Source organism: Dactylosporangium sp. NPDC051087, assembly GCF_055586325.1.
This window is the reverse complement of the sequence record NZ_JBVJIJ010000026.1, coordinates 76,280-89,068: the sequence shown is the minus strand read 5'-3', so window position 1 is coordinate 89,068 and position 12,789 is coordinate 76,280. Positions and strand designations below refer to the sequence as shown.

Sequence of the window (12,789 nt, the reverse complement as noted above, 5' to 3'; positions counted from 1 at the left end):
GCGCGGATGGGGCAGCGGCCGACGATGAGCGACATCGCTCAGCGTGTCGGGGTGTCGAGGGTCGCCGTCTCCTATGCGCTCAACGGGCGGCCAGGGGTGTCCGAGGATCTGCGGGTGCGGGTCCGGGAGGTGGCCGAGGAGCTCGGGTTCGCAGTACACCGGCCCGCGGTGGCGATGCACGGGGCGTCCTCCGACGCGGTCGGGCTGACGTTGCGGCGGGCGTCGGCGGCGGTCAGTGTCGAGGTGTTCCGGCGGCAGCTGATCAGCGGGATCCAGGTGGAGCTGTCGGCGCGCGGGTTCGGGCTGGCGCTGCAGTTCGTCGACGGGCCCGACGAGGAGATCGCGGTGCACCGCAGGTGGCACGCGGAGCGGCGGGTCGACGGGGTGATCCTGTGCGACCTGCGGCGCGACGACCCGCGGGTGCCGGCGGTCCTCGCGCTCGGCCTGCCGGCGGTGGTGGTCGGTGGCGGTGGCGAGATCCCCGGGGTGGCCAACCTGTGGACCGACGAGGCCGCGTCGGCCGGCAAGGTCGTCGGGTATCTGGCCTCGCTCGGGCACACGAAGGTCGCCAGGGTGAGCGGGCCGCCGGACATGCTGCACACGCAGGCGCGGACCGAGGCCATCGAGCGGGCCGGCATGGCGGTGACGGTGGTCGCCGCCGACTACACGGGTGACGCCGCCGCGCAGGCGACCCGGCGGATCCTGAGCGGCAAGGACCGGCCGACCGCGATCGTCTACGACAGTGACGTGATGGCGCTCGCCGGGCTCGGGGTGGCGGCGGAGATGGGCATCGGCGTGCCGCGGGAGGTGTCGATGCTGGCGTGGGAGGACTCGCCGCTGTGTGAGCTGGTGCATCCGGCGCTGACGGTGCTGCGGCGCAACATCGCCGACTACGGCGCGCGGGCCGCCCGGCTGCTGCTGGAGTGTGTCGACGGGCGGGCGCCGCGCAGTGTGCGGTACACCAACCCGACCCTGGCGATCAGGGACAGCACGGCCCCCGCCGCCGCATAGGAGCGACAGCGGGGGCCGGGGCACTATGCCGGCAGGGTCCAGCGCTGGTTGGTCTGGCCGTTGCAGGTCCAGACCTGGATCTGGGTGCCGTCGGCGCTGGACTGCCCGGTGGCGTCCAGGCAGCGGCCGGTCGCCGGGTTGACCAGGGTCTCACCCACCCGGTTCCACCGCTGGTTGTTGTTGCCGGCGCAGTCCCACAGCTGGACCTTCGTGCCGTCGGCGGCGACCCCGCCGGCGGCGTCGAGGCACTTGCCGAGGGCCCTGATCGTGCCGTCGGTCCCGATGGTCCAGGTCTGCGCGCCGGTGCCGTTGCAGGTGTACAGCTGCACCTTGGTCCCGTTGGCGGTGCCCGAGGCGGCGACGTCCAGGCACTTGCCGGCCAGACCGGTCACCGGGCCGGTCCGCGCGCCGCCGCCGCCCGAGCCGGGCACGGTGAACTCGCCGCGCACCAGGACCCGGCTGTTGAAGTACGTGTTCTGGACGTTGGCGTTGGTGTTGTACGCGGGGTCCGTCAGCCACTCCGCCCACACCATGAAGTAGGTCCACCGTGGCTGTGCCTGCAGCAGCGCGACGCTCGGGACCTGGCCGACCTCGGCGAGGGCGATCGGCTTGCCGCCGGCGACGTTGAGCATCGCCTGGTAGTCCGACGTGCTGGGGGCGTACTTGACCCACATGTCGAGGGTCGCGAGGTCCACATAGGACGCGCCGGGCCAGTAGTCGGCGATCGAGCCCATGTTGACGTCCTTGACGTTCCACACCCAGACCAGGTTGGTGAGGCCCTGGGCGCCGTAGTAGTCGTGCACGAGCTGGAACAGTTTGCGGCTGCCGTTCGCGCCGGGACGGCCGCCCCACCAGGACCAGCCCTCGTTCATCTCGTGGACCGGACGGAAGAGCACCGGCACCCCGGCGTTCTGGAGCTGGCGGAGGTACGGGGTGGCCTCGGCGAGCCGGTTCTTGAAGGCGGTGTTGAGCGACGTACCGTCGGTGACGAGCTGGCTCCACTGGGTGTCGCTGAGGTGGCTGAGCACGCCGCCGGTGTCCCAGCCGCAGGTCTGCCCGACGGTCGGCGGGCACATGTGCCAGGTCAGCGCGACGAGCGAGCCGCCCTGCCACTGCCGGACCGCCTCGTTGACCATCGTCTGGCGGGACGACACGTCGGAGGACTGGAAGAGGAAGTCGCCGCCCCACAGGCCGGGCGTCTGGCCGGTGATCTGCTGGGCGACCCTCGTCCACTTGGTCGGGTCGGAGTTGGGCTCGCGGTTGTGCTGGCCGGTGATGGTGTACTGCCCGCTGATGCCGCTCAGGTAGTTGATGAGGGCGCTGCGGGTCGACGCGGGGAACGCGCCGGCGGTCTCGGGCCGCGGCTCGGCGCCGACGGCGGCGAGGGCGGCGACGGCGGTCATGAGGGCGGTGACCGCCACGATCCAGGCTCTTCGCACGGGGGCTCCTTGAAGAAGGTTTACTGAACCGAGTAAGTGCAGGAAACGTACGTCTCCAGCTCGAACGCTGTCAATAGAGGTGAACGGATGAAAGTGCGGCCGGCTGCCGGAGCCACCTGGCTTTCCGACCTAGGGCATATCGTTGACCCCGACTGCCCCGACGGCCGGCTGGAGCGTGGATGCGGCTGCGAGCGCTGGAGAAACAGGTGACCCGGATACTGGCCGGGATCGACGTCCCGGACCCGTTCGACGTGCGGGAGTTCTGCGCGTCCGTCGCCGCCGCCCGGGGCCGCGACCTGCACCTGCACCAGCTGCCCAGGGCCGGCGCCGACGGCACCGCGTGCGGGCTGTGGCTGTCGACCGACAAGGCCGACCACGTGTTCTACGCGGCCAGCACCGGCTGGCTGCACCAGCAGCACATCATCCTGCATGAGATCGGGCACATCCTCTGCGACCACGTCGCGCCCGATCCCGACCCCGAGGACGTGACCGCCCTGTTACTGCCTGACATCGACCCCGCGACGGTCGCCCGCGTCCTGCGCCGCTCCTCCTACAGCGCGCCGCAGGAGCAGGTCGCCGAGATGCTCGCGTCCATGCTCAACGAGCGCGCCGCGAGCAGCACCGCCCGGCCGCTCACCGACTCCGCCCTGAGCAACCTGTACGACGCCCTCGCCGAGCCCTTCCTGGTCGAGCGCCGTGGTCGTTGACGTCCTGGAGATCACCGTCCTGGTCGCGTTCTGGGCGTTCACGATCTGGCGGTTCGCGACCCCGCAGACCCCGCGCGGCAAGGCCATCCGGCTCGTCGTGCTGCTGGCGACGCTGTCGTTCACGTTCAATCGGCGGGAGATCTCGTACGCCACCGACACCGTCCTGCACGTGCCGGACATCTCCGTGCCGCTGAAGAACCTCGCCACCGTCGCCGCGTCGGCCGGCATGGTCCACATCGTCGGGCTGCTGTCCACCGACCCGGCCCGGTGGGCCTGGCTGCGGCGTGCGGCGTACGCGCTGCTGAGCGTGACCGGCGTCGCCATGAGCGTGCTGTTCGTGCTCGCGCCGCGCCGCCCGGAGCGCTACGACTTCGTCTACGAGCAGGCCGGCACGCCGCTGGTCACCGCGTACGCCGTGCTCACCCAGCTCGGCCTGACCGTCGGGCTGATCTGCGCGCTCGTGCTGTTCCGCCCCGCCGGCCGGGGGGTCGCGCCCGGCCGGCTGCGGATCGGGATGTGGCTGCTGAGCGCCGCCGCCGTGGTCGGGCTGCTGTTCATGACCAACCGCGTCGTGTACCAGATCAGCCACGCCGCGGGCAGCCGCGCGCTGGACAGCCCCGGCGCCCAGATGGTCTCCCGGATGCTGCTCGCCACGATGCTGCTGCTCTTCGCGGTCGGCGCGGCGATCCCGGCGCTCGGCGGGCTGCGCCGCTGGACGTCACGCTACGTGGCGCTGCAGCGACTCCGGCCGTTGTGGCTGGAGCTGTCCACCGCCGCCCCCGGTGTCGTGCTCGGCGACCCACCCGGGCGGCTGGCGGATCTGTTCGCACTGCGCGGTGCCGAGCTGCGCCTGTACCGACGCGTCATCGAGATCAGGGACGCGCAATGGCTGCTCGTGGGGCACGCGGGCGAGACGGATGCGGACGCGGCCGCCCTGCGCGGCGCGGTCGCGCGGACTGCCGGAGGGGTGCCGGTGGCGCCGGGCCCGCCCCCCAGCAACGGCCCGGCGCCGGCTCCGGTGATGGACCCCGCTCCCGTCGCGGCGCAGGCATCCGGCCCGCCGGGCGCCTCCCAGTCGGCCGGCGGGCCCGCCGTCGACGCCGAGGTCCGGGCGCTGCTCGGCCTCGCGCGGCGATACCGCGACGCTGCCCCGCAGGACGTCGTGGCCACCCCCGTTACCTTCGCCGGCCACAACGATCCGTCCGACCCGGGTCGCTGACGTCAACTTCAGTTTATGGGGCGACATCGTCCATAAACCTGAGCTTATGATGGAGATTTCCATCGTCAGGGTGCGATTGTCAAGCATGACCAGTTACCAGGAGGCCAGGTGACCCTCGCGGAGAAGCTCGACCGGCTCTTCGGCACGGTCCATCCGCCGGGCCGCGGCGAGTACAGCTATGAAGAGGTCGCCGCCGCCATCCGTGAACGCGGCGTGATGATCTCGCACACGTACATCTGGCAGCTGCGCAAGGGCGCACGGGACAATCCGACCAAACGGCACCTCGAGGCGCTGGCGGAGTTCTTCGGGGTGAACGCCGCGTACTTCCTCGACGACGAGGCTGCCCGGCGCATCGACGAGCAGCTCGAACTGCTCGCCGCGCTGCGCAACACCGGGGTCCGGACCATGGCGCTGCGCGCGGCCGGGCTGTCCGGCCCGAGTCTCGAGGCGATCCACGGCATGATCGAGCACGCCCGCAGGATCGAGGGCCTTCCGGACGATCCGCCGCCGGCCGATGTGGTGCCAAACTGACACGCCGGGCGGGGTGTTGGCCCGGTGGCACGCGACGGTAGCGTTGCGCCAGATCGCGCAGGCGACGGTATGGAGGGTTGGCACATGTCCCAGGGCGGAGAGCTGGCAACGGCTCGCGACGATTCCGGCGCGCGGCCGATCTTCAAGGTCGCGTTGCGCGGGTACGACCAGGGACAGGTCGACCAGTACCTCGCAAAGCGGGACAGGGAGCTCGGGCAGCTCGCCGCGGAGCGCCGGCGGATCGAGGCGGACCGGCAGGACCTCGACACCCGGCTGCGCTCCATGCAGGCGCAGCGCCAGCAGCTGCAGCAGGAGCTGGCCGAGGTCAAGGAGCGGCCCGCGCAGGTCGACAAGGCCTCGTTCCGGCACCTCGGCCCGATGGTCGACGACATCCTCGCGCTCGCGGAGAAGCAGGCCAACCAGATCACCAGCACCACCCAGGAGCGGGCCACGAAGCACCAGGCGGAGGCCGAGAAGGTCCTCGCCGACGCCCGTGAGCTGGCCGCCAAGACCCTGCAGGACCTCGAGGACGAGCTGGCGAAGCGCCGCGCCGAGGAGCAGCAGGCGTATGAGGAGCGCCGCGCCGCCGCGCAGGCCGAGCTCGCCGAGATCCGTGAGGTCGCCGAGCGCCTGCGCGCCAACAGCGAGGCCGCGCAGCAGCGCGCCGAGCAGGAGGCGGCCAGGATCAACGAGCAGAGCGCCGCGCAGATCAAGCACACCCAGGCCCAGGCGAAGGCGCTGCTCGAGGCGGCCCACCTCAAGATCCAGCAGGAGATCGAGGCGGCCCGCAAGCAGACCCAGCAGGAGCTGGCGCAGTGGAAGGCGGGGGCGGAGCAGGAGATCGCCGACGCCAAGACCGCCGCCGAGCAGGAGGTCGCCGCGCACCGCGAGTCGGTCGAGGAGGAGCTCACCCGCCACCGCACCGGCGTCGACGAGGAGATCGCCGACCTGCGCCGCCGCGCCGACGAGGCCAACACCGCCGCCCAGCACCAGCTCGCCACCGTCCAGCGCGAGATCCAGGCCCGCCGCCAGGCCCTCACCCAGCTCCAGGCCGAGCTCGAGACCAACCAGCAGCGCCTGGCCCAGACCCGCCGCGAGGGCGCGACCACCGAGCGTGAGGTCGTGCAGTTCCAGCAGCGCCTGAAGGAGACCCGCCAGGACCTCGCCGAGGAGATGGGCCGCCTCGAGGAGGCCCGCTCGGCCGCCGAGGGCGCGGAGCGCCACGCCAAGGAGGTCCGCGCCCGCGTCCAGCGCGAGGCGAAGCGCGTCGCCGACCTGGCCGCCGCCGCCGTCATGGCCGCCGCCGCGGGCGGCGAGACCGGCGAATACACGAAGATCCCGGTCCGCTCCGCCGCGGAACGCGCCGCGGACCAGCAGCGGCTCGCCGACCAGCAGCGCCTGGCCGAGCAGGACCCCGCGGGCCAGCCGACCGCGGGCCAGCAGCCCGTCGCCGTGCCGACCGCCGCCGCGCAGCCCGTCGCCGTGCACCCGCTGACCGGTCAGCCCGTCGCGGTCCACCCGCTCACCGGCCAGCCGCTGCCGGCCGCCGGCCACCCCCTCGGCGGGCACCCCCTGGCGGGCCGCCCCGTCGCGGGCCTGCCCGGCGCGGTCAACGGCGCCGACCAGCCCGCCGACCAGTCCGCCGAGGCGGACCAGCAGGACGACACGGACGCCGACGCGACCGCCGACGACAGCGCCTCCGGCGAGCACGCCTCCCTCGGCGAGCAGCTCCGCGGCGCCAACGGCCGCGGCGGCGACAGCCGCACCGGCGAGCACGGCCCGCTCGGCACCAACGGCGGCGGCAACGGCGGCACCAACGGCAATGGCCGTGGCGACAGCCGCACGGGCGAGCACGGCCCCCTGGGCACGAACGGCCGCGGCGGCGACAGCCGCACCGGTGAGCACAGCCCGCTCGGCACCAACGGCGGCGGCAACGGCGGCGGCAACGGCGGCGGCTCCAGGAGCCTGTTCGAGCCCAGGTCTGGCGCCCACGAGTCGGCGTCCGACGCCGACCGCCCCACCGCCGGCAACGGCTACGCCCGCCACGCCTCCGACCACACCGTCCCGGCCCAGCGCGACGCCGGCCGCGACCAGTCGGACGCCAACCGCTAGCCCTCCCTTCCCCCCACCGCCGGCCACGCTGTCGCGGCAAACGGCGACCGGGTCCCATCCCCGTCGCCGTTTGCCATGACCAGGACGACGCCACCGGTACACAACCGCCGCAACCCGCGACCGGAGCTCGTCCCAGCGCACAGGCCGCTACGGCACCGTGCCGCTGCCGCACGTGCCAGTTCGGCTGACATCGGCGGCGACCCGGGGGGGGTAGGCGGACCGTCGTCAAGGGGTGACGTCAAGCCCGGTGCCACGCTCACGATCGTGCACCTGATCGGCACGTGGAACGCCACCGTCGACGCGGGCGGGCAGCTGACGTTCGCGGGTCCGCTGCCGTTCGTGTCCAAGACGAAGACCCGCGGTGAAGCTCGAGGACGTGAAGGCCGCCCTCGGCCGACCGAGCAGCGGTCCGCCCACGCCCGGCTCACGGCAGCACCGGGCGGTGATGTTGCGGTGCGGCAGTACGATCCGACGCCGTGGGGACGATGGTGGTGTTCGACTCGACGGAGCTGCTGCTGCAGCGGGAGGACCAGCCGGCGGCCCTCGCGGCGTTGCGGGCGCACCTGCGGGACTGTCCAGGTGACATGGAGGGCGACCCCGACTGCCCCGACCTGGTGACGTTGTTCAGGGACAGCTGGTGGGTGCCCGACGTCGACGAGCACGGCGACATCGTCGGGCTCAGGTACGGCGGCGACAAGTACCCGCGCGACGCGAGCGACGACTTCCCGATGTCGATCCTGGAGGCGATCGCCCCGTTCGTGCGGCACGGGACGTTCTTCCGGTGGATCGAGGGCGAGCCGTGGATCAGTGAGCACCACGTCGGCCGGGGGCGCAACATCTACTACCGGCGCGAGCCGGGCGTCCGCCTCGTCCAGCGGCACGGGACGGCGGTCCTGCGGCCGGGTGTCCCCACCGACGTCCAGTTCCGCCTGGACGGCCACGGCGCGCCCGAAGGTGCCCTCGTCGAGCTGCAGTGCCCGCACTCCGCGCAGGTCAGTGGCGTCTTCGACCCGCCGCTGGTCCCGGTCGGCGGGGTGGGGACGGTGCGCCTGACGTTGCACGAGGGGGCCGCCGACCCCGTCGTCTACTGGGTGTCGATGATCCTCGACGGCGCTGACCTCGGCGACACGGCCCTGCGGGTCGCGGCGGCGCCGGGCGGCGAGGCCGCGCACGAGGTGGTCGCCGCGGAGTCGCACGTGGGCAGCGACGCCGTGGTCGGCGCGGGTGATGTGCCCTTCGTGCGCGAGGCGCTGCGACGGTACGCCCACCGCCACGCCGACCGGCCGGGCGCGGCCTTCCTCCGGGACGTCCGGGACGCACCCGACCTGCCGGGGGCGCTGCGGGCGGCCGGCCTCGAGGCCGTCACCGACGACGGCGGCGGGATCCTGGGCTTCCGGTTCACCGCGGACCGGCTGCCGGGTCACGAGCGCTACCTGTCGGGCCTGTTCGCGTCGATGCGCGGGATCGTCCGGTCCGACCCGAGCTTCAAGATCGCCTATGCCCACGACCCGGAGCGCTGGGTCGTCATCGGCTACGACTGGGGCGAGCCGAGCCGCACGATGTGGGATCGCTGAGGAAGCCGAAAGGGCGCCACCCCGCCGGGTGGCGCCCTTTCGGGCGATGCGGTGCGTGTGGCCAGCGCCCTGCCGACATAAAAGGCCGCTCCTAAGGCGACTGTGCCCCGATCTGGAATCGGGGGGCCTGTCGGCCGGGCCTGACGCAGTCCCGCAACACCTGTGATTCAACCGGATCCGGGTCCGGCGCGGCAATCGGTTTTCAGGCCGCCGCGGCGAACAGCGACGCGTACACCAGCCGCGACCCGTCCGTGACCACCTGCCCGCCGACGGCCGAACCGGCCACAGTGGACAGTCGCAGGCCGAGGTACCGGTCCTCCTCGACCAGCGAGTCGGGCCGCCAGGCGGCGCGCTCCAGCCAGGCGCTCACCTCGTCGGCGACCGACTGCCGGCGGCGGCGCAGCCCGGCCCGCACGTCGCCGAGCGACCCGGCGGCGCACGGCTCCGCGGCGGCGTCCGAAGTGGACAGTGAGCGGGTCCAGGCGGCCGGGCCGTAGGCGAAGCAGACCAGCGCCATCCACACCTCGGCGAAGTACACCGGGTCCGGCGCGATCTCCACCCCGGCGAGCTCGCCGCCGATGAAGAACAGCGCGCCGACCTGCCCGTCGAGCAGCTCCAGGCGGCTCTGGTACTGGGTGAGCACCGCCCGCTTCCGGGTCAGCACCTGCTCCAGGTGACCCCGCGCGGGCAGCCCGTGCGCGTCGTTGAAGCGTGCGATGTCGCCCCACAGCTTGCTGTACTGGTTGGTGCCACGCAGCCGCAGCGCGGCCGGGCGCAGCTCGACCGGCAGGACGAAGAACCACTGGTCCCGCTCCGCCAGGTAGCCGCCCTGGCTCTCCTGGACGCAGCACGCGTCGTCGAAGCGCAGCGTCTGCCCGGCCGCGATGAACGCCGACCGGCACAGCGCGTGGTTCTGCGCCGAGTCCTGGATGTACCCGACGTGCAGCGGCACGATCGCCACCCCGGACGCGGCGGGGTTGGTCAGCTCGACCTGGCCGTAGGTCACGACCCGGCTGAGCTTCAGCCCGCTGCGCGGCGGCGCGATGCCCGGGTACGACGGCCCGAAGACCGGCACCATGGTCAGCGCACCGGCCCGCTGCGGCGGTCCGAGCGTGTAGCCGGTGGCGTCGACCCCGGCCGGAACCGGCAGGTTCATCACGATCCTCCTTCCAGAGCGGAGCCTTCAAGAGCGGAGCCCGCCGGCGCGGAGCGTTCCGGCGCGGAGTCTTCCGGCGCGGAGCGCTCCAGCGCGGCGAGCCGGCGGTGCAGCTCGGCCACGGTCCACCGCTCGGCGGCGGCACTGTCCACATGCGACAGCAGCCACAGCGTGAGCGGCGCCAGGTCGTCCGTGTGCCAGAACGTGCGCCGCGGCAGCCGCGGCGCCGGGCGGCGCAGGGACAGGTCGTCGGCGTGGCCGAACGTGGCCTGGCACAGGACGACCGGGGTGCTCACCCCGGCGCCGGGCAGGGCGTCGGTGACCCACGCCAGGTCGCCCGGGTGGACGTTCTCGTAGCCGTCGGTGGCGACCGCCACGACGTCCGGCGCGACCGGACCCGACAGCGCGTCCAGGACGCCGGTGGCGAGGTCGGTGGCCCCGCCGGGACGGCCGTTGCTCCCGCCGACGCGGACGACGACCAGCCGCGCGCACACCCGGTCCAGGACCCGCCGGAACGCGGCGACCTGCGACGCGACCGCCCATTCCCGGTCGCCGTAGCCGCGCATCGACGCGGAGTCGTCCAGGACCAGCGCGACGGTGCCCTCGTAGCGGGGCAGCCCGGCGACGGCCTCGTCGGTGTACCGCGCGACCGCCGGCAGCAGCTCGCCGCTGGGCCCGCCGCGCAGCAGGTGCACGAGTGTCGCCGCGAGGTCGCCGCGGTTGGTGGCGGTGACGGTGTCCGGCCGCGGGCCGGTCAGGTCGAGGTCGCCGCGCGCCCCCGGGAGCGGGAGCAGCCCGGTGCCGTCGCGGTGCCGGTACATCACCGGAATCCGCGAGACGGCGGACGAGCGCACCAGGCGGTGCCGCGGCCCGGCACCCCGGCGCAGGGCGTCGAGGCAGGCGCGGGCGACACCACGGCCGAGGGCGTGCTCGAAGCAGTCCTGGACGACCGAGCGCCGGGCGGCGGCGATCTCGGCGGCGTGCGGGTGCTCCAGGAGCACGGTCAGCGCGGTGCGGGTGACGTGCCGGTGGTTGGCGCGGCGCCGCCGGACGGCGAGCAGCACCGTGAGCACGTCGGCGGGCGCGAGGCCGAGCGCGAGGACGCGGGTGACCCGGGCGAGGGTGTCGCGTTCCGCGTCGCCGAGCCCGGCGCGAGAGGCGAGCAGCAGCCGCAGCAGCATCCGGGCCCGCTGCGCGGCGAGGACGCCGGGGGTGAGCGCGGTCAGCGCGTACCGTTGCGGCCCGGCCGTGTACGCCTCGACGTGCACGGCCTCGTCGTCGAACAGCACGGCGCCGGTCCGCGGCACCCGCAGCGGGGTGTCGTGGAGCTGGAGATGCCGGACGAATTCCACTGTCACGTCCCGCACGGTCGCACGCGGAAAATCACTGGAACGAATGCATTTCCGTATGCAACCGGTGACCGGGCGGCGGCGTGTTCCTGGGCATGGCAGACGCCGACACGTTCGCGGAGTTCTACCGGGACACCTACCGGGGGCTGGTCGCGCAGCTCGTCGCGTACACGGGCGACCTCGGTGAGGCGCAGGACGTGGCGCAGGAGGTGTACGTGCGGGCGTGGGCGCGCTGGCGGCGGATCAGCGCCTACGACGACCCGCGGGCGTGGATCGGGCGCGTCGGGCACAACCTCGTCATCAGCCGGTGGCGGCGGGCCCGCACGGCGATCGCCGGCTGGACACGGCACGGCCCGCCACCGCCGGTCCCCGGGCCCGACCCGCAGACCCTGGACCTCGTGGCCGCGCTGCGGCGGCTGCCGGAGCCGCAGCGGCGGGCGCTCGTGCTGTTCCACCTCGGCGGGTTCGCGGTCGCGGAGATCGCCCGGATGGAGGGCGCGCCGGAGAACACCGTGAAGGCGCGCCTGGCCCGCGGCCGGCAGGCGCTCGCGCCGATGCTGACCGTCACCGACCCGCTGGATGTGAGGCAGTCATGACCGACGTCGTCGAGCGGGCGTTCGAGAACCTGCGGGGGCGGGTCATGGACACCGCGGTCGTCCCGCCGCCCGAGCTCATCGAGGCGCGCGGGCGGCGCCGGCGCGCGGGCCACGTGGCGCTGGCCGGGTTCGCGGTCCTCGCGGTGCTCGCGGGCGGCTTCGCGGTCGCCGGGCGCACCGGCACGTCGCCGTCCCCGGTCGCGGTGTCGCCGTCGGTACCGGCGCCGCCGACCCCGACCGGGAGCCGCCCCGAGCGTCTCCCGCCGGGCCTGCTGTTCCCCGAGTCGCTGGCCGCGGAGGGCGGTGCCGACCACGACTACGCCGTGGAGTGTTTCGGGCGGCCGGTCTCCCGGCGGGCGATGAGCCAGGACGTCGGGGAGCGGGAGCAGCGGGTCCGGCTCGGCGAGGCCCTGTACGTGTACCGGGACGAGGCCGAGGCGACGGCGGTGATGCGGGACCTGCGGCCGAAGCTTCGGCAGTGCACCGGCTTCCCGGACGAGAAGGTCCTGCAGCCGGCTGGCAGCCCCGAGCTCGGCCACGAGGCGGCGTCGATCACGGTCGCCTGGCCGAAGGACGGCGCCGGGGAGCACGCCGGCCAGCCGTTCCGCCTGCTGGTGGTGCGGTTCGGCAGCGCGATCGCCGTGTTCGACGGCATCGTCACCGCGTCCGGCCAGGACAGCCGGGCGGCCACGATGATCTCCCGCATGTGTGTCTTCTGGCCCGCCTGCCGGCCCCGGTACGCCCGGCCGGTGACACCCGTCGCCGGGGGCGAGGCGTGGGCCGTGGTCGTCGGCGTGGACGCGTTCGCGGGGCAGCGCCCGGCGCGCGACGAGAAGGCCGGCGACCTGGCGGTCGACGGTTACCTGGCCAGGGTCGTGCCGCTCGCGTGCGACGTCGGCGCCGCCGCTGCCGTGGGCGCACCGCCGGGCGACGACTACTCGGTCGTCTACTTCGGTTCGGAGCAGGACGCGAAGACCCTCGCCGGCCCGCACGGCCTCACGGTCGTCAAGGTCCGCACGTACTGCCTGTGAGCGGCCCCCACCGTACGGGCCGCTGCATATACAGCTTCCGGGCGCCGTCGACATCGCCGCGGCG

The 12,789-nt window shown here is 73.7% G+C and carries 11 protein-coding genes; 8 read left to right on the top strand and 3 right to left on the bottom strand.

Going from position 1 to position 12,789, the window contains the following annotated elements; translation table 11 throughout:
- The first annotated feature begins 6 nt into the window (after window positions 1-6).
- Entirely contained in the window at window positions 7-1,011 is a 1,005-nt protein-coding gene (locus ACZ6TV_RS40420; protein WP_465304180.1) for a LacI family DNA-binding transcriptional regulator, read from the top strand.
- A gap of 23 nt (window positions 1,012-1,034) precedes the next feature.
- On the opposite strand, the gene ACZ6TV_RS40415 is transcribed toward ACZ6TV_RS40420, so the two are convergent.
- On the bottom strand, window positions 1,035-2,450 hold the full coding sequence (locus ACZ6TV_RS40415; protein WP_465304178.1) for a glycosyl hydrolase: 1,416 nt from the start codon (window positions 2,448-2,450) through the stop codon (window positions 1,035-1,037).
- 179 nt (window positions 2,451-2,629) lie between these two features.
- Between ACZ6TV_RS40415 and ACZ6TV_RS40410 the strand changes: the two genes are divergently transcribed.
- From ACZ6TV_RS40410 to ACZ6TV_RS40390, 5 genes are all read left to right on the top strand, one after another.
- Complete coding sequence (locus ACZ6TV_RS40410; RefSeq protein ID WP_465304176.1) at window positions 2,630-3,157, top strand: hypothetical protein; 528 nt, start codon at window positions 2,630-2,632, stop codon at window positions 3,155-3,157.
- A complete protein-coding gene (locus ACZ6TV_RS40405) occupies window positions 3,147-4,376 on the top strand; it encodes an MAB_1171c family putative transporter (protein ID WP_465304174.1) in 1,230 nt (409 codons plus the stop codon). Before ACZ6TV_RS40410 ends, ACZ6TV_RS40405 begins: the two co-directional genes overlap by 11 nt.
- Before the next feature lie 108 nt (window positions 4,377-4,484).
- On the top strand, window positions 4,485-4,907 hold the full coding sequence (locus ACZ6TV_RS40400; RefSeq protein ID WP_465304172.1) for a helix-turn-helix domain-containing protein: 423 nt from the start codon (window positions 4,485-4,487) through the stop codon (window positions 4,905-4,907).
- An 84-nt stretch (window positions 4,908-4,991) separates the two neighbouring features.
- Window positions 4,992-7,019, top strand: a complete 2,028-nt coding sequence (locus ACZ6TV_RS40395) for a hypothetical protein (protein WP_465304170.1) — start codon at window positions 4,992-4,994, stop codon at window positions 7,017-7,019.
- 476 nt (window positions 7,020-7,495) lie between these two features.
- Entirely contained in the window at window positions 7,496-8,593 is a 1,098-nt protein-coding gene (locus ACZ6TV_RS40390; protein ID WP_465304168.1) for a hypothetical protein, read from the top strand.
- 202 nt (window positions 8,594-8,795) lie between these two features.
- On the opposite strand, the gene ACZ6TV_RS40385 is transcribed toward ACZ6TV_RS40390, so the two are convergent.
- The gene (locus ACZ6TV_RS40385) at window positions 8,796-9,749 is read right to left on the bottom strand and encodes an ARPP-1 family domain-containing protein (protein WP_465304166.1); all 954 of its coding nucleotides are present in this window, start codon (window positions 9,747-9,749) and stop codon (window positions 8,796-8,798) included.
- The gene (locus tag ACZ6TV_RS40380) at window positions 9,749-11,107 is read right to left on the bottom strand and encodes a hypothetical protein (protein WP_465304164.1); all 1,359 of its coding nucleotides are present in this window, start codon (window positions 11,105-11,107) and stop codon (window positions 9,749-9,751) included. The genes ACZ6TV_RS40385 and ACZ6TV_RS40380 overlap by 1 nt, the downstream gene beginning before the upstream one ends.
- 86 nt (window positions 11,108-11,193) lie before the next feature.
- On the opposite strand from ACZ6TV_RS40380, the gene ACZ6TV_RS40375 reads away from it, so the two are divergent.
- Both ACZ6TV_RS40375 and ACZ6TV_RS40370 read left to right on the top strand, forming a co-directional pair.
- Window positions 11,194-11,694 (top strand): RNA polymerase sigma factor, encoded by a 501-nt coding sequence (locus ACZ6TV_RS40375; protein WP_465304162.1) that lies wholly within the window; start codon window positions 11,194-11,196, stop codon window positions 11,692-11,694.
- On the top strand, window positions 11,691-12,725 hold the full coding sequence (locus ACZ6TV_RS40370) for a hypothetical protein (RefSeq protein WP_465304160.1): 1,035 nt from the start codon (window positions 11,691-11,693) through the stop codon (window positions 12,723-12,725). The genes ACZ6TV_RS40375 and ACZ6TV_RS40370 overlap by 4 nt, the downstream gene beginning before the upstream one ends.
- The last annotated feature ends 64 nt before the right edge of the window (window positions 12,726-12,789 follow it).